This is a genomic window from Ruegeria sp. BB1 (genome assembly GCF_056539465.1).
Window position 1 is genome coordinate 84180 of sequence record NZ_JBQFVB010000010.1, and the last position, 17770, is coordinate 101949.

16 protein-coding genes are annotated in these 17770 nt (G+C 55.3%); 14 read left to right on the forward strand and 2 right to left on the reverse strand.

Annotated features, from left to right (window positions below):
- The 14 genes from dctP (at nt 1) to ACR0AL_RS18205 (ending at nt 15966) form a co-directional block, all read left to right on the forward strand.
- Complete coding sequence (gene dctP, locus ACR0AL_RS18140; RefSeq protein WP_170351613.1) at nt 1-1011, forward strand: TRAP transporter substrate-binding protein DctP; 1011 nt, start codon at nt 1-3, stop codon at nt 1009-1011.
- Nucleotides 1012-1041: 30 nt separating this feature from the next.
- The gene (locus tag ACR0AL_RS18145; protein WP_170351611.1) at nt 1042-1617 is read left to right on the forward strand and encodes a TRAP transporter small permease; all 576 of its coding nucleotides are present in this window, start codon (nt 1042-1044) and stop codon (nt 1615-1617) included.
- A complete protein-coding gene (locus tag ACR0AL_RS18150) occupies nt 1614-2909 on the forward strand; it encodes a TRAP transporter large permease (protein ID WP_074736095.1) in 1296 nt (431 codons plus the stop codon). The genes ACR0AL_RS18145 and ACR0AL_RS18150 overlap by 4 nt, the downstream gene beginning before the upstream one ends.
- Nucleotides 2909-4801, forward strand: a complete 1893-nt coding sequence (locus ACR0AL_RS18155) for a bifunctional sugar phosphate isomerase/epimerase/4-hydroxyphenylpyruvate dioxygenase family protein (RefSeq protein WP_170351609.1) — start codon at nt 2909-2911, stop codon at nt 4799-4801. Before ACR0AL_RS18150 ends, ACR0AL_RS18155 begins: the two co-directional genes overlap by 1 nt.
- Nucleotides 4798-5634 carry a citryl-CoA lyase gene (locus ACR0AL_RS18160; RefSeq protein WP_254440267.1) on the forward strand — a complete coding sequence of 279 codons (837 nt, stop codon included), beginning with the start codon at nt 4798-4800 and terminating at the stop codon, nt 5632-5634. Before ACR0AL_RS18155 ends, ACR0AL_RS18160 begins: the two co-directional genes overlap by 4 nt.
- Nucleotides 5624-6811 (forward strand): Gfo/Idh/MocA family protein, encoded by a 1188-nt coding sequence (locus ACR0AL_RS18165; protein ID WP_480664129.1) that lies wholly within the window; start codon nt 5624-5626, stop codon nt 6809-6811. Before ACR0AL_RS18160 ends, ACR0AL_RS18165 begins: the two co-directional genes overlap by 11 nt.
- Nucleotides 6801-7475, forward strand: a complete 675-nt coding sequence (locus tag ACR0AL_RS18170) for a hypothetical protein (RefSeq protein ID WP_170351606.1) — start codon at nt 6801-6803, stop codon at nt 7473-7475. Before ACR0AL_RS18165 ends, ACR0AL_RS18170 begins: the two co-directional genes overlap by 11 nt.
- A complete protein-coding gene (locus tag ACR0AL_RS18175) occupies nt 7468-8658 on the forward strand; it encodes a Gfo/Idh/MocA family protein (protein ID WP_170351604.1) in 1191 nt (396 codons plus the stop codon). The genes ACR0AL_RS18170 and ACR0AL_RS18175 overlap by 8 nt, the downstream gene beginning before the upstream one ends.
- Nucleotides 8659-8811: 153 nt before the next feature.
- Entirely contained in the window at nt 8812-9726 is a 915-nt protein-coding gene (locus tag ACR0AL_RS18180) for a sugar phosphate isomerase/epimerase family protein (protein WP_170351601.1), read from the forward strand.
- A complete protein-coding gene (locus ACR0AL_RS18185) occupies nt 9707-11116 on the forward strand; it encodes an aldehyde dehydrogenase family protein (protein WP_170351599.1) in 1410 nt (469 codons plus the stop codon). Before ACR0AL_RS18180 ends, ACR0AL_RS18185 begins: the two co-directional genes overlap by 20 nt.
- Nucleotides 11116-12897, forward strand: a complete 1782-nt coding sequence (locus tag ACR0AL_RS18190; protein ID WP_480664131.1) for a thiamine pyrophosphate-binding protein — start codon at nt 11116-11118, stop codon at nt 12895-12897. Before ACR0AL_RS18185 ends, ACR0AL_RS18190 begins: the two co-directional genes overlap by 1 nt.
- Nucleotides 12898-13959: 1062 nt before the next feature.
- A complete protein-coding gene (locus ACR0AL_RS18195) occupies nt 13960-14763 on the forward strand; it encodes a hypothetical protein (RefSeq protein ID WP_480664132.1) in 804 nt (267 codons plus the stop codon).
- 247 nt (nt 14764-15010) lie between these two features.
- Nucleotides 15011-15643: a hypothetical protein gene (locus ACR0AL_RS18200; RefSeq protein ID WP_480664134.1), complete on the forward strand. Its 633-nt coding sequence runs from the start codon at nt 15011-15013 to the stop codon at nt 15641-15643.
- A 74-nt stretch (nt 15644-15717) separates the two neighbouring features.
- Nucleotides 15718-15966, forward strand: a complete 249-nt coding sequence (locus ACR0AL_RS18205; protein ID WP_170351593.1) for a ParB N-terminal domain-containing protein — start codon at nt 15718-15720, stop codon at nt 15964-15966.
- Nucleotides 15967-16103: 137 nt separating this feature from the next.
- Here the strand turns inward: ACR0AL_RS18205 and ACR0AL_RS18210 are convergent, their stop codons facing one another.
- Together ACR0AL_RS18210 and ACR0AL_RS18215 are read right to left on the reverse strand one after the other, a co-directional pair.
- Nucleotides 16104-17030: a DMT family transporter gene (locus ACR0AL_RS18210; RefSeq protein WP_480664136.1), complete on the reverse strand. Its 927-nt coding sequence runs from the start codon at nt 17028-17030 to the stop codon at nt 16104-16106.
- Between the two features lie 280 nt (nt 17031-17310).
- On the reverse strand, nt 17311-17769 hold the full coding sequence (locus ACR0AL_RS18215; protein ID WP_170351589.1) for a MarR family winged helix-turn-helix transcriptional regulator: 459 nt from the start codon (nt 17767-17769) through the stop codon (nt 17311-17313).
- Between the last annotated feature and the right edge of the window lies 1 nt (nt 17770).

Sequence of the window (17770 nt, forward strand, 5' to 3'; positions counted from 1 at the left end):
GTGATTACCAAACTTACCCGCCGGGCTGCTGTGTCAGCCCTGGTTGCAACCGGTGTTCTGTTTAGCGCAACAAGTGGTGCGCTGGCGGAAGACAAAGTGCAACTTCGCCTCGCAACATCAGGATCGGAGACCGACCAGCGTTCGGTTGCCATGGCCGAGGTTTTCGCGCCCATGGTCGCCGATTTCGCAAGTTATGAGCCCAGCTATAACGGCACGATCTTCGCGCAAGGCACTGAGTTGGATGCTATCAGTCGCGGTAACCTGGAAATGTCGATCACCTCGGCGCAGGAACTGGCCCAGTTCTTCCCCGAGTTTTCGATCTTTACCGCAGGCTATGTCCACCAGGACGCCGCGCATCAGGTGGCTGTCTTCAACGATCCCTTGATGGATGCCTTTAAGCAGAAGGCCGAAGAAGAACTGGGCGTTAAACTGCTGTCGGTCATGTATCTGGGCCGTCGTCAGGTGAACCTGCGTCAGCCCAAGGATGAGTTGACGGTCACAACTCCGGCCGATCTGGACGGCGTGAACCTGCGGATGCCGGGCACCGATGCGTGGCAGTTCCTTGGCAAAGCGCTGGGTGCCGCACCGACACCAATGGCCTTCTCCGAGGTTTATACCGCGCTGTCGACCGGTGCCGTTGACGGTCAGGACAACCCATTGCCGACTGTGGTTGATGCCAAGTTCTACGAAGTGACCAATCAGATCGTCCTGACATCGCATCTGGTCGACCTGAATTATATCGCCATCGGCAAAGAGGTTTGGGACGGGCTGACACCGGAACAGCAAGCAAAGGTTCAGGAGGCTGCAGACGCAGCGGCTGAATCGGGGCGCCAGAAGCAGCTTCAGAAAGAAGAGGACCTTGTCAGCTTCCTGAAAGAGCAGGGCATGGAGGTCTATGAACCCGACCTCGCGGCGTTCCGCGATCAGGTACAGACCATGTATCTGGAAAGCGAGTTCGCCGGATCATGGCCGGATGGCGTTCTGGAGCAGATCAACGCTCTGGGCAACTAAGTTCATCTACACAAGGGAGGGAGAACCACAATGAAAGGCTTCATAAAGGGGTTCTCCCGATTGACCGAAGCGATTGCCGGCGGGATGCTGGCGGCAATCTTCCTGATCTTCCTTCTGCAAATTCTATTGCGCTATTTCTTCACCCCTGCCGGATGGACGCTAGAACTGATCGGCATCCTCTGGGTCTGGGTGATCTTTTTCAGCTGCGCTTTCATCGTGCGCGAGCGGGATCACGTAAAGTTCGACATCATCTACCTTTCGGTACCGATGCGGGTGCGCCAGGTATTTGCGATGCTGGCGGCCGCGGCAATCGTGGTCGGGATGCTCTATAGTTTCCTACCGACTTGGGACTACATCGACTGGATGAAAATCCGCAAAACCGCGACGGTACGTAATCCCTTTTCGGGTGAGAAGATACCGCTGCGCACCGTGTTCTCGATCTATGCCGTGTTCATGCTGGTCGTAGCGGCGCGGTATGCATGGCTGTTTTTTGACATCATGCGCAACGGCCCACCAAAAACCGAACTTGAAATGGTCGTGGGATACAACGTGGTCGACGAACATCCCCGTGTTGATGTGGAAGACGACGAGGACGCAAGCAAATGAGTTTCGAACTTCTTTCCTGCCTGCTCACACTCTTTGTTCTGGCAGGCATCGGGACTCCTATCGGGTATTCCATCCTGCTGGCGTCACTTATGTATCTGGGTGTCGCCGGTCTGGACGTTGCACTGGCGGGTGAAAAAATCCTGCAGGGTTTCTACAAAAGCACGATCCTGCTTGCCGTGCCTTTGTTCATCGTTGCCGCCAATATCATGAACGCGGGATCGATCACAGACCGGTTGCTGAACTTTTGCGTCGCGGCGGTCGGGCGTTTCAAGGGTGGTCTTGGGCACGTCAATGTTGTGGCGTCGTTGATTTTCTCCGGCATGTCCGGCTCAGCCGTCGCGGATGCTGCAGGGATCGGCAAGATAATCATTGAAATGATGACCAAGGATGGCCGCTACAGCCGAGGTTATGCAGCCGCAATCACGGCGGCTTCGGCGACGATCGGCCCGATTATTCCGCCTTCGATCCCGATGGTTCTGTATGCGCTGGTCTCAAAGGCCTCTATCGGGTCGCTGTTCCTTGCTGGCATTCTGCCGGGCCTGATCATGGGTGTCGTTCTTATGGCGATGAACTACTATCTGGCTGGAAAGCGGAACTTTGCATTGGAAGAACCTGTTCCGTTGCGCGAGTTGCCGGCTAAAACCGCCAACGCGTTCCCGGCACTGCTGATGCCCGCAATTCTGCTGTACGGCATATATGGCGGCGTCACTACTCCGACAGAGGCCGCCGCAGTTGCTGCATTCTACGCCCTGCTACTGGCAGCGCTGTTCTACCGCGCACTAACCTTCCGTGGTCTTTATCAAGTGTTCGTCGACAGCGCGCGCTCTTCCGCCGCCGTCGGGGTGGTCATTGGTGGCGCGTTCATTCTGAACTTCATCGTCATTCAGGAACAGATTCCACAGTCGATCTCGGCACTGCTGGAGGGTTCAGATGTTAGTCCGATTGTTTTCCTGATCCTGGTTAACCTGCTGATCCTCGCGCTGGGTTGCGTGTTGGACGCGACAACGATCATTCTTGTGATCGTGCCTCTGTTCATTCCAACCTGCGAAGCGCTTGGGATTGATCTGGTGCATTTCGGAGTGCTGGTCGTCGTGAACTCGATGATCGGTCTGATCACGCCGCCCTATGGCATTCTACTCTTTGTGATCAACGCCGTGACGGATATTCCGCTGCGCGAAATCATCTCGGAAATCTGGGCCTTCCTCGCGGTTCTCATCTTCGCCTTGGTGATCATGATGCTGATGCCTGATCTGGTCCTGTGGTTGCCGCGTATGTTTGGATATCAGGGATAATGTGCCTTTCGGTTTCGACAACGTCGATCCCCGGTGATCTGGCTGAAAAGCTGAGTGCTATCGCTGACGCAGGATTCGGGGGTGTCGAACTACACGAACCGGATTTGACCGCTTTTGATGGGCCGCCATCGCAAATCCGGAATATTGCATCAGACCTCGGCCTGAAGATTTGCCTGCTGCAACCCTTCCATAACCTCGAAGGTCAATCCGGCAGCGGTCGGCAGCGCGCTTTTGCTCGGCTAAAGCGCAAACTCGACCTGATGAGCGAGTTGGGAACAGAATTACTGCTAATCGGGTCTGCTTACGAGGTCGATGCCGCTGCAACCGAAGAACAGGTAATCGCGGACCTTGGCGAGGCGGCCAAGATCGCGCAAGAGATGGGGTTGCGTCTGGCCTATATGGGCTTGCCATGGTCGGATCTTGTTCACTCGGATGAGCAGGCGTTAGGCGTCGTTGAAGCCATCGACAGCCCTCATTTGGGGTTGGCCTTGAACTCATTCTTCTCGCTTGCCGACGGGTCCAAACCCGCCCGCCTTCGGGACATTCCCGGAGAGCGGCTGTTCCATGTGCAACTGTCCGATGCACCCCGGCTTGAGATGGATATACGTCGGCTCAAACGGCACTTTGGGCTTCTGCCAGGGCTCGGATCGCTGAACCTTGCAGGTTTCGTGCGGGTGTTGTCCCGCGCCGGGTACAAGGGGCCTTGGTCTATTGCGCGCGTCAACGAAGCAGCTCCTCAACCCGGTGGCCGCACACTTGCCCGAGACAGCTATAGGTCGCTGGTGAACCTCTTGGACGAGGTGTCGCGGACCGAGCCCGGAACGAACTTTGATATCCCGAAATTGCCTGAACGCGTTTACGCCTCAGGCTTCGAATTCGTTGAGTTTACAGCCGACGAAACGAGTGGGACCCAATTGGCAGACATGCTGTCAGCAATGTGTTTTCGAATGGAGCGAAAGCACGTCAGCAAGTCCGTCGAGCTGTGGCGGCAGGGGGCTATCAACATCGTAGTGAATACCGAAAAGGACGGTTTTGCCCAGTCGGCGTTCCTGGGCCACGGCCCCTCGGTTTGTGACATGGGGTTGCGTGTCAAAGATGCGGATCAGACGGTCCAGCGTGCGACCGCGTTGGGCGCTCCGAATTTCTCGCAGCCCGTGGGAACAGGAGAGCTGGATATTCCGGCCATCCGTGGTGTCGGCGGCAATGTCGTCCATTTCATTGATGAGAAATCCGATCTGCATCGGGTTTGGGATATCGAATTTGAGCCGGTAGCAAAAACCAAAGCGACCCAGCCCGCCGGTTTGCGCCGTATCGACCATCTGGCACAGACGATGAGCCACGATGAAATGCAAAGCTGGCTACTGTATTACATCTCGACTTTTGAGATGGAGAAGTCGCCTATCGTGAATGTGGCCGACCCGTCCGGCGTCGTGCAAAGCCAGGCCATCGAAAGCCCCGAAGGCGAAGTGCGCCTGAACCTGAACGGGGCAGTTGGTCGCCGAACTCTGGCCGCTTCGTTCCTTGAAGATGGCTTTGGGGCTGGTGTTCAGCACATCGCCTTCCAGTCTGACGATATATTTGAAACTTCAGACCAATTGCTCAACTCCGGCTTTCCCAGCCTGTCCATCCCAGAAAACTACTACGCTGATCTGCAAGCGACTTTCGGATTGGATGACGATTTGATCGCCCAACTGCGCCGAGGCAACATTCTCTACGATCGGGCAGCAGGTGCCGAGTATTTTCAGATATACAGCCGCCCCATCTTTAACGGCTTCTTCTTCGAAATTGTTGAACGCCGCATGGGCTATGCCGGTTATGGCGCGCGTAACGCACCCATTCGCCTCGCCGCGCAAAGCAAAATCCAGACCGTGAAAGAGGTGCAAACTCAATGACCGTGCTGGATGAAAACATGACAATGGATGAGCGCGCCGTTCGCCAATGGTGGCGCACATCCATCGTCGACATGAAACCCGGAAAGATCGCTTTTCGTGGCAATGCCATAGAGGACCTGATCGGGAACGTATCTTTCCCGCAAATGATCTGGCTGATGGTACGGGGCGGTTTGCCCAGCGACGCGCAAGCGCGCCTGTTCGAGGCCGCTTTGGTCGCAGGCGTGGATCACGGTCCACAGGCTCCCTCGATCGCGGCTGCGCGTATGGCCGCCACCTGCGGGGTGGGTCTCAATAATGCGATGGCGACTGCGGTGAACATGCTGGGCGACGTGCATGGTGGGGCAGGAGAGCAGTGCGCAGAGCTGTACTATGATATCGCGGCCCGCATGGATGCGGGAGCTTCACTGAATGACGCTGTTCGGGATGGCTTGGACAGCTGGCGTGAGACCTACGGCAAGATCGTTTCGGGCTTTGGTCACAGGTTCCACAAGCCCACCGACCCACGTGCACCCCGGCTTATGCAACTAGTTCGAAATGCGGCAAAGGAAGGCACAGTTTCAGGCCGGTTTGCCGACATTGGCGAAGAGGTTCAGGCCGAACTTGCCCGTCAACGCGGAGGTCGACCGATTGCCATGAATATTGATGGCGCGACAGCTGTGATCTTCTGCGAGCTTGGCTTTCCTGCGCCCTTGTCGCGGGGGCTATTCTGCTTGTCCCGCTCGGTTGGAATACTCGCCCATGCTTGGGAACAGATGAACCAGGGTGGTCGGAACAAAGGGCCCATGCCCCCAAATTACTTGCCCCTCTACGAAGACAGGAATGATGACACGTGAGACACCGAAATCCTTCCGGGTCGGCCTTATCGGCTGTGGTCGTATCAGCGATATCTATTTAAAAACACTATCTAAATTCTCCAGCGTCGAAGTCGTGGCTTGTGCAAGCCTTGATCCTTTGGAAAGCCGCGCCAAAGCGGATCAATACGGTGTCGCCAAGGCCTGCACGCCAGATGAAGTGTTTGACGATCCGACGATCGACTGCGTTCTGAATCTGACAATTCCGGCGGCGCATGCGGAAATCAGTTTACGCGCGTTGGAGGCGGGCAAACACGTCTATTCCGAGAAGCCACTGGTTATGAATCGAACGGATGGTAAGGCGATCCTGCACATGGCCTCTGAAAAGGGGTTACTGGTCGGCTGCGCACCCGACACGTTTCTGGGCGGTCGCTGGCAGACCGTTCGGCGCTTGATCGACGAGGGTGCTATTGGCAAACCGACAGGGGTTTTTGCCCATGTCGGGACCCACGGGACGGAGCGCCACCATCCCAACCCGGATTTCTACTACCAGGCCGGTGGCGGGCCCTTGCTGGACCTTGGCCCATACTACCTGACCGCGATGATCTGCTGTCTTGGACCAATTGACCGGGTCGCTGGAATGGCACGGCGGACCTTTGAGGAGCGTATGATCGAAAACGGCCCGCGCAACGGCGAATGGATGGATGTCGAGGTCGACACGCACTCCCTGAGCCTGCTGCAGTTCTCATCCGGAGCTATAGGGTCGATGACCATGAGCTTCGACATTTGGGACAGCGAAACCCCACGGTTCGAAATCTATGGTGAAAACGGAACCATCAGCATCCCTGACCCTGACCCGGTTCATGGTGCCAATGTCTTTCAGGGGGATGTCTGGTTGAAGACGCGAGACACCTCGCGCTGGTCTTATCAGCCCCGTCCAGCCGGTCGCGAAGACTGGCAGGTGGTCGAGAACAAACATGGGTTTAATGAAGACAGCCGCGGGCTCGGCCTTTTGGATCTGGCCCTGGCGGCACAAGAAGGACGCCAACCCCGTGCAAGTGGAGCGCTTGCCTACCACGTTTTCGAGGTCATGGACGCGATTGAACGGGCGCCGAAATTTGGCGCCTATCAGACAATAGAAAGCCGTTGCGTGGCCCCGGCGCCTCTACCGGTCGATTTCCTGAACACTGAGAGGAAGGAGCTGGTCCATGCCGATTGAGACACTCGACTTTGCCCAGCCGTTCTTTCGTGTCCAGCACATCACCAATGAAGACCGATTATCTGTCGAGGGCCGCGCCATTGTTCTGAGCCTTGGGGGGAGGGACTTCTCGGTCGAGGATCAGATCGTTGCGCCACTTTCGTCTGTGATCGTACAGAACAGCACCATCCAAAACGTGGAACGCGCAATAATTGTCCACGGTTTCGACGCCCATGCCGATGACAACGAGTTGTTTGCATGGGTGAAAAATACATGGCCATCTGCTTTTGATGTTCGCCAAGAGGAGCGTCTGCGTGGCGTCAGCCACTACATGTCACCAAAGGTCTTCGTGGGTAACGTCGGACTGACCATGTATCACTCGGGCTCGGTGCCGCTGAATGTTGGATTGCACAAGGATCATCCGTTCTGCCCGGTACCGGGGTTTCGCGAAGTGCATACGCAAATCGTAGGCTTTGGCAAAATGCAGCAATGCCGCGAACGGGACGTTGAAACCCTTTACCTCGAAGAATTCATGGCCCCCGGCACGACGCACAAGCCGATGTATGACGCTGAAGGCAACTATCCCTGGCATCAATACGAGACGATTACCCCCAGCATCTTCATGGCGGTGGAAATGCTGCCAGAAGGCGTACGGGCCCCGGAAATGGAGGTTCAGAATGGCTGAGAGACTTTTACCCGAAGACCTGAACTTTGACGGCCCTTTCCCCCGCTTTTCTCGCCGTTTGAGGCTGGGCGTCGTCGGCGGTGGACGTATCTCTGTCACGCAGGCAACGGCCGCGCGGATGACCGACCGGTGGGAGGTCACCGCAGGAGCGCTCAGTTCTGACGCCGCGCGCAGCAAAGCGCGTGGGGCTCAGTGGTTCCTGTCGTCAGACAGGTGTTATGCGTCCTTCGACGAAATGGCGCGGGCTGAGGCGGCGCGCCCGGATGGCGTGGATGCGGTCATGATCACTACCCCGAACCACGTCCATTTCGACGCGGCCAAAGCGTTTCTGGAGGCAGGCATTGATGTACTGTGCGACAAGCCCCTGACCAACGAAGTTGCCGAGGCCGAGGGGCTTGAGGAGATCGCCGCGCGCACGGGGCAGGTCTTTGCCGTCGGCTATGCGATGTCGTGTTTTCCGGTGATCCGTCAGGCCAAACAAATCGTGGCGGAAGGCGGCATAGGTAAAATCAACCAAATCCACGTCGAGTTCATGCAAGACTGGATGACGCCCGATGATGTTGCTGATGCGCCTCATGTAAAGTGGCGGCTGGACCCCAAGATTTCAGGCCCGACCAGTTGTGTCGGCGATATAGGCACGCATGCCGCGCATCTTGCCAGTTTTGTCTCGGGCGTGCCGATGACCGACGTGAGGGCCGAGTTTCATGTCTGCGGTGCGCCAAAGCCTTTGGAAGACACAGTTTTCATGTTCACCCGTTACCAAAATGAAGTCCCCGGAACCTTGATGGCAACACGCCTTGCCCCCGGAAATCGGGGTGGGTTGCGGTTGCGGATGTTCGGGAGCGAAGGCGGTCTTGAGTGGGGCTTGGAGAATTCGGAACAGCTGAAGTTCAATCGGTTCGGTGAGCCGGATCGTATCATCAGCCGAGGTCACGGGCACGGCATTGGCCCCGGCGCGGAACGTCTGGTCCGTACCGCGCGTGGCTTCCCTGAAGGGATTATCGAAGCTTGGGCCAACCTCTATACGGAATTTGCCATGGCCGTAGCTGCGCGTCGGGATGGCGTTACAGTTCCGGCCGATTGGCTTGCTTATCCCAGTGTCGAACAAGGCGCAGACGGTGTCCGATTCATTGATGCCTCTGTACGCTCTCACCAGTCCGGAGGCGACTGGGTCACTATCTAAAGCTTTGCCAAAACGAAGGTTAAACACGCCCGGGCCATTGCCCGGGCGTTTTCGTTTTCTGCTTAGTATTAAAAGTTGATATTTTAAAAATATCAGATATTTTTTATTACGTGTGATGAAAATGAGATTCGCAGACGCTTGGAGCTGTCGTTCATGGTGAAACCCGAAGAGGCTGGCGCAAGCCCCTCTCTCTATTCCTTGGCGCATCTGACGCTGATCGGCTGCACGCCGCCCGAGTTGGTCTATATCGCCGCGCGGGCCGGTTACGATGCTGTCAGTCCTCGGTTCATTCCGATGCATGTGCCCGGTGAATTCACTCAATCTCCAATCGACAAGGCGCAGGTCCAGGCCACCAAAACTGCTCTCTCTACCACCGGCTTGAAGGTCCTTGATGTCGAGCTTGCGCGCATCACTGAAGATGTCGATCCGCGCAGCTTTGAGCCTTCTCTGGAGATCGGCGGAGAACTGGGTGCCAAGCGCATGATCATGAGCGCGTGGACCAATACCCGTGATGATCGTGATTTTCTGATCGACGTCTATTCAGAGACCTGCAAACTGGCCGTGCCCTATGGGCTGACGGTGGATCTGGAGTTCCCAAGCTTCTCTCGCTTGCGCACTCTGGATGAGGCGCTGGATATTGTCCGCGCCTCTGATCAGCCGAATGGCGGTATTCTGGTCGATACGCTTTATCTGCACCTCAGCCGCGTGGATCTCGGAGAGCTTCTGCACGTCCCCTCGGAGTTGTTTCACTTCTTGCATATCTCTGATTGCCTGCCCGGCATCGCCGATACGCGCGAGGGCATGATCCAACTGGCCCGCGATGCGAGGTTGTACCCAGGCGAAGGTTGGATCGATTTCAACGGCATCATCGAACGGATGCCGCCCGTCGACTATTCTATTGAACTGCCCAACCAAAGCCGCGTTGCCGAGTTGGGATATGAAGAACACGCGCGTCGCTGTCTCAGCCACGCCAAGCGAACATTCGGCGAAGCGCGGTCACAGCGCCGCACGCCTGATGCTGCATTTCTAAAACACCAAGAGGATCACCATGGGCAAAGAGCTCACTGAAAACGACCGCAACATGGCGGCCGATATGCTGGCACGCGCCCGCGCTGCCATGGCCGAGATCGAGGATTGGGATCAGGACAGGCTGGACCGCCTGTCTCAGGCCATTGCGTGGTATGCTGGGAACGAGAAAACTTTCACGCGTCTGGCCCAGCAAGGCGTGGACGAGAGCGGCATCGGAGATCGCGAAGGGCGTCCAGCGAAGAGATTCAAGATTCACATGGTACTGCGTGACGTCCTGCGCACTCCATCGACCGGTATCGTCGAAGTGGATGAGGAAAAAGGACTGGTGAAATATGCCAAACCTGCCGGTGTGATCGCGTCACTGATCCCCATGACTAACCCAGCGATGACACCACCGGTGACCGGCGTATCCGCCGCCAACGCCCGGAATTCGGTCATCTTCAGTCCACATCCGCGAACCGCCCATACCACCTTTGAAATGGTCGAGGTCATGCGCGCAGCTTGTCGTGCTGCCGGTGCCCCCGAGGACTTGTTTCAATCCATTCGCAAACCGTCGATCCCATTAACGCAACATCTGATGGAGATTTGTGACCTGACGCTGGCGACGGGTGGCAAGCCCATGGTCAAAGCAGCCTACAGCTCGGGACGTCCGGCTTATGGCGTCGGCGCGGGCAATTCTTCCATCGTCATCGATGAGACAGCCGATCTGGATGTCGCCGCTCAAAACACACGTATTTCAAAGACCTCCGACTTTGGGTCAGGCTGTTCGGCGGACGGCAACATCATCATCCAGCGCTCGGTTTACGACGATATGGTCAAGGCACTTCAAGCCGAAGGCGGTTACCTGTGTTCGGACGAAGAGAAGGCAATGCTCGAAGCGGCCATGTGGGATGAGAAGGGCAACCGTACCTTCCCGACTATCGCCTGTCCGCCTCAGCAAACGGCCAAGGTCGCCGGTTTCTCGATCGCCGAAGATCGCAAATTCCTGATGGTCGAAAATCAGGGGCAAATCGGGCCGCAGCACAAGTTCTCCAGGGAAAAACTGACCACACTGATGGCTCTATATCACTTCGACACATTTGATGACGCGCTGGAAACGGTCAGCCAGATTTACAACACCGGGGGCAAGGGCCATTCCTGCGGCATTTACAGCCACAATGACGATCACATTGACCGGTTGGCGCGTCTGGCTCCGGTCAGCCGCATGATGGTGCGACAGCCACAATCCAAGGCCAACGCAGGTGCCTGGACCAATGGGATGCCCATGACCAGCAGCCTGGGTTGCGGCATCTGGGGCGGCAACATCACCAATGAAAACGTCACCATGAAACACATGATGAACTACACCTGGGTCAGCCGTCCGATCCCCGAGGATCGCCCCTCGGAGCCGGACCTGTTCGGTGAGTTCTTCGGGCAGGAGGTCGCGTGATGGACGGAGCGAAACTGGACGGAAAAACCGTAGCTGAACACATTGTCGACTTCCTCGAACGCCGTGAGGTAAAGCATGTGTTCGGCCTATGCGGCCATACCAATATCGCGGTTTTGGCTGCATTGGCGGAAAGCCCAATTGATTTTGTAACGGTGCGTCATGAACAAATCGCCAGCCACGCGGCGGACGCATATGCCCGCGTGACGGGCAAGGCCTCGGTGGTGTTGTCCCATCTCTCCCCGGGGCTGACCAATTGCGCCACCGGGGTCGCCAACGCCGCACTGGACTGTGTCCCGATGGTTGTGATCGCAGGCGACATTCCCACGCATTACTACGGCAAGCATCCGCATCAGGAAGTGAACCTACACGCGGATGCGGCCCAGTGGGAGATCTACCGCCCCTTTGTTAAACGTGCATGGCGAGTAGATCGGGCAGACCTGATGGCCGAGATTTTGGAAAAGGCATTCCATCTGGCAGAAAGCGGCCAACCCGGACCGGTTCTGGTCAATGTGCCCATGGACATTTTTTCAGAGGTGATCCCATCGGACAGCTTTGATCGTATCTGCGACAACACCCGCGCGCTCAAGAAACCGTCTATAGGCGATGAAACCGCGCGTGAAATCATTGAGGCTCTGGCACAGGCCGAAAACCCGGTCGCCTATGTCGGCGGTGGTATCCTGCTGGCGCAAGCCAGCGAAGAGTTGCGCGAATTCGTTGAACATATGGGCCTGCCAGTCGCGCATTCCCTGATGGGTAAAGGTGCGTTGCGGGACGACCATCCGCTTGTGTTGGGCATGACTGGTTTTTGGGGCACCGAGCTGGTTAATCAGACCTGCCTGAATGCCGACTACATTTTTGCCGTTGGGACCCGTTTCAAGGAAGCTGATTGCTCCAGTTGGTATCCCGGCTACACGTTCAACATTCCCGGCTCCAAGGTTATTCATATCGACATCGAACCGCAGGAGATCGGGCGGAACTATCCGACCGAGATCGGCGTAATCGCGGACGCCAAGGCCACGCTTCGTGTGCTTATTCGGGTGGCCCGCGAGATGTATCCAGAGGGTTTCAGTCGCCCCGCGTTGGAAAAAAAGATCGCTGACTTCCGAACAAACTTCAAAACGCGCAATGTGGAAATGGCAACTTCAACTGCGTTTCCGATGATGCCCGAGCGCATTCTTGCAGATACCCGAAAAGCGCTGCCTGAAGATGCCATCATCACGACGGACGTTGGGTGGAACAAAAACGGTGTCGGACAACAGTTTGATATCCTGACCCCGGGCTCAATCCTGACCCCGGGTGGTTTTGCCACGATGGGTTTTGGCCCTCCGGGTGCGATCGGCGCGAAACTGGCGGCACCTGATCGTGTGGTGATCAGCCTGGTTGGCGATGGTGGTTTCGGTCAGAACCCGTCAATGCTGGCAACGGCCGTTGAACTTGATCTGGGCATCATCTGGCTGGTGATGAACAACAACGCTTTCGGAACTATCGCTGGCCTTCAAAAAGCGCATTACGGTCTGACCTATGGAACCACATTCCCCGGATCAGCCGCCGCACCCGCAAACGGACCGGGCTATGCCGACATAGCGCGAGCCTACGGTGCAGAAGGACACAGACTCAGCGCTGCCGACGAACTGTTGCCCGCACTGGAAGCGGCAATCGCCAGTGGCAAGCCAACCGTGCTCGATGTGCCAATGATCAACAACCCGACACCAACGACCGGACATTGGAACATCCTCGACATCTATTCGCCAGACAGGGATGTTTCGCACGTTGCAACCTAAAGCAATTTAGAGTGTGCGATCCGCCTATGCATACGGCTTTTGCCTGTATCGGTTAAACAGAAGGGCAATTGCCGCTGTGCGATGGCTTCAGATTGATGGAAAACCTTTGAGTCGCAAATGGCAAGACTCGTGCGTCGTGCTTTTTAAGGGAAATTAAAAATCAAAGATTTAGATGTCGCCGAATGGCAAAACTATGTGTCGCCTGACATTTCCTGTTGAACGTCACACGAACCTGACCCAACCGTCACAGTTGGACCAGAAACGGGGTGAACGTTCGACTTCGGAAGGCACCCCCGATGTTGGACATCAATTGATTTTGGCCTCTGCGTCTTAAACTGACCCCAAATTCCCATTTTAATTCTCCCGCAGAGGGTTTCGTTTGATCTGGCTTCCCTTTTGGAAAATCTGGGCTGATTTGCAGATCAGACAGCGAAGCTGCCTGTTTCTGCCGATCTGCCACGTGGCGAACGCGGGAGGGGGCGAGGCAATGTTATTCGATAGGGGTGGTGCGGCCCGCAGGCATAGCCGAGGACACGGTCCTGTCTAATAGCGTTGCCCGAGGGGGAGGGCCGCGCCCTCACCCTGACGGCCAAGGGCGTTTGGCTTGTCCAAATCCCGCTGGCCCACGAAAGGGAGGTGATGGGAAAGAGGGCTTACCGCTATTTGCGATCGAAACCTTCTGTCAAACTTCATAAAGTAATTGTGGCCACTTTGCTGCCATTCGCCGCGTTTGCAGCCTAGACATCAATCTGCGTCCGCTTTGTGCGCATCAGCGGGCTTTGTGGCACAGGGAACTTCCTTGACTCTATGCTGGGTAAGAACCACAAGAGTGCATTGGTGAAATTCATTCGTCGTCGCAATGCTGCCGACTTCGACGATCCAATGGCCTTCATAGTAGCTGTAGCATGTACCCCAGCTTAGGAACGGGTTCCGCTGGGGTGTTCGAAACGAACTCGTTACTCGCAAACGTTCGCAGTTGTTTCCTGATATTTTTCAGACGACGAACGACACATGAAAGAAGGCAAAACATGAACAATACTTGGCTCATAAACTGCGTGTCTGATGCCCGATAGGCCCGACCCCAGGCACCGCTTTAACCTGACTTCAATCAAACGTACGCGCGATGTTTCGTGTTTGATTTTGACATTTTTCGTGTTGATTTCGGGAACGCAGCTTTCAGCTCAGGTCGCGCCTGCAACCTCTCAATTGGCAGGAAATTCTGGCGGATCGGTTTGTGACGAAGGTTACGAAAACAGGGGCGGATCGTGCCTAAAAGACAACGTACCTGAAAACGCATATTCGACAGGCAACTCCTATGGCCAAGGCTGGGAGTGCAACCATGGTTTCCGGGGTGTCGGGGGCATTTGTGAGGAAACAGAAGTTCCTGAAAATGCCTACCTCGTTTCTACGGGAGACCACTGGAAATGCAATCGGCTGTTCCGGCGTTTCGGAGAGGAATGTGAAGAAGTGATTGCGCCGGAAAACGGATTCGTTGAAACCCGATTTGGCGTGCAGGAAACACATTGCAACTGGGGATTTCGCAAAGATGGCCTGGATTGTGTTACAATAGATGTCCCCCGAAACGGCCACCTAACCGACAAAAACAGCAAGGATGGCTGGGTGTGCCTCAGAGGATTTAGATCAGTAGAGAGTCGTTGCGAGCCTGTAGCCATTCCGGATCACGCATATCTTGCGTCTGACACCTATTCTGGGTGGAAATGCGAGCGTGGTTTCCGCGCAAGTCGAAACACGTGTATTGCAATCATCGTCCCATCAAATGCTCATTTGAATCGAAGAAGTGATGGGTGGGAATGCAATCAACCCTTTAAACGTCAGAACGATACATGTGCTGAAAACTTGCCGTGACAATGGGCTGTTGAAATTCACCGTCGCCCTGACAGAGTAGGAAGGATCAAACTGTGACTCTAGACTCGATTGACGAAAATCTGGGCAAAAGGCTCAAAGCTGAAAGGGTTCGCCTCTTAACTTACGGCATCAAATTTTTTATCGCGTCAGTTTTTTTTGTAGCGGCGGTTGTCTTTGTAGTGTTTTTCTGATGCGCAATCGAACCCCTCAAGTCAGTCTTCAGAGCGCAAGGACGTCAGTTCTTGGTATGGAGCAGCGAGAATTTCAGGACCGCAGTGTTCGAGAGTCGCGAAATGCAGACGTATCCGGAGTTATTGAAGAAGAGTTCGGAAAATACCTGATAAAAGCCGGCCTTCTAAGCGGCAACAGCGTTGCACGGGCGTTCCCCAAGCCACCGGCTAAAACACAAACCATGATTGCTGACGCAGTTGGCGAAACACCGGCAATGGCTATCGAGGCGTTAAAGGAAATTCTTGAAGAACGTGACCGGAAACGCAGCGGTCAACGCCGTCTGAAAGGAAACTCCGGGACTCATGTTCCCAGCGAAAGAGAATACACAGAAGCATTGCGCCAAGTCCGGTTTACACCGGCGCAGGTTGCGATGCTCAGGGCGCTGTCAATCGCAGGAAAGGAAGGTCTGACTGTTGGCCAGCTCTCTCAGGCAGCAGGCCACAAATCGCGCGGGGCATCCCTCAAGTCCTTCAAAAAAGTGGGGCTGTTAATCGCTGAATACCTTGATCTCGATCTTCCCGAAACCGGATCGGAAGAGAATGATGGCGCTGCTCAGATACTGGCGTTTTCTCATATTGAAAATGACGATGAACCAGCAACTTGGATCATGCATGAGGAACTGCGCGGCGCTGTTCGTTCGGAACTTTGATGTACGTACCAGCGCCCGCTGTCGAACGGGATTCCGAATCTGACCAAAAGCTCGAAAGGTTGCACAAGTAGTTTATGCTAGAGAAAAGACCATACCCGCTGGAATTGATCTACGTACCTGTAAAACGTGCAAAAACACTTGATCAGAATAAAGTTCTGACGCTTGCCGAAGATATATTGAAGAACGGTCAGAAGACCCCGATCCAATTGCGCGCCGACAGCAAGAGGTTCGTGTTGATCGAAGGTCTGCACCGATTAGAGGCCATTCGCGCCCTCGGTGGTGACACAATTGAAGCCTACCTGGTGCGTGGCAGATTGCACTGACAATTCCTTGGAACCGGCAACTTCCCGACCAAACCGGCCGAGTGCGGCTACGGCTATCAAATGGTCGGGAACGGCGGCTAAGGGCTCTATCTGCTTGTCCAAACTCTCCATAGAGAAAGTCGGCAACGAGACCAAAGCTACCTCTCAGGCTCCTTGCTGATCACGGTCGTCACAGTTCGAGTTGAGCGACTTTGAGTGAGAGCTATCGCGCCCAAAACCAGCGCGCAGGCCAGCGCCTGTGTACCCGTGATTACTTCACCGAATGCAAGAACGCCAACAGCAAACATCGTGGGTAGTTCAATACTTCCGACTACAGCAGTGCGCGCTGCCCCAATAATAGGCGAACAGATCGTGTAAATCAGTTGCGGAATTAGCGCCGTCACAAGGCCCAACCCGACAACTAGAACCCAGTCGTCCCCACCTTCTGGTAGAATTTCGCCGACCTCGGATGAAAGAATGAGAGGGGCAAGGCCAATGACCGACCCAAGCGAGACTGACGCCATTCTGGCTAAAGGCGCAATACGTGACAGGCGGTGCACGAGAACACATATGCCGAAGCCAAAACCGAAAGGTGCCGCTAATGAGACGAGAAGGATTGGAATTTGGTCCGGTGGCACAGATGTCGGAGAACCTGCGAATATCGCAGCAGCGACGATCAATCCAGCCGCAACAAAGCTGCGCCGCGTTGGTTGATCACCAAAAAGCGCCCATGCGATGGCAATCGTAAACACCGGATAGGTCATGTAGAGTACGCCAACCGTCGATGCAGGAACAGTCTCAAGAGCAGTAACATAGCCGACCCAGCCAAGACCCATCACTGCGCCCGCAACCATACCCCAGACGATTTCTCGCCACTTTGAGTGATGCATTACAAGTGCGGGCAAAAGGACAACCGCTGCCAAGATGTACCGATAAAAGGCAACCGCATAGGGAGCGAGACCCTGATCGGTGAGCCCACGGCTAAAATAGGGTACAAGGCCAAAACAGATGGATGCAAAAAGCACACCAACGACCGCAAGGGCATAGGGTATGGCCTTCCGCTTGGCTGAGGTTAGTTGGTTCATTGCTGACAACTAACACGCTATGCTGCGGTTGACATCGTCAAGACAAATGAACGGCAACTTTGTACGCGTTCGCGACCTGCTGCATGAGCGAAAGACCGAGGTGTGATCAAGGTCTGGTAAGGGCTCATCGCAGGTCCGCAATCGTTCTGTGAGCTTAAAGATCTAGCGATCAGTCTTGTGGCGAACATGGCAAAGAGCGAATGCTTGCTTGGAAGTCCTGGATAAATACCTGGAGAATTTTAGAGAAAATCTGTGATGTCTTTCGCACTTCGATAACGGATTACTTGCTGGCGATCTTCTTGCAAATTCGGATGATGTCGTCTGCCTCATGTTGAGTAAGGCCAATTTGGGAAAAGACTTCAGATGATATCCCGCAGCTTTTTATCCAGATGCTGCGTCCTGTTTCAGTTAGAGTGACAATCTTCTGGCGCTCGTTCCCGTCCCGCGTCTCACGCCGTAACAGATCTTTTTCCTCAAGGCGCCGCAACAACGGCGTCATTGTCGCTCCGGATACGTCAAGCCGTTTTGCCAAAGTGGAAATGGAGACACCATCCTCTTCGGACAATGCCATCAAGACCAAATACTGGGTGTAAGTTAGTCCCTGGGCTTTCAGAAGTATCTGGTAAAGCTGCTCTATCTTGTGCGAGGCCGCGTAGACCGCAAAACACAACTGATTGTCTAGCCGAACATCTTCGTCGGTCTCAGGCTTTTTCGTCTTGGGCACGATGGCGACTTTCATT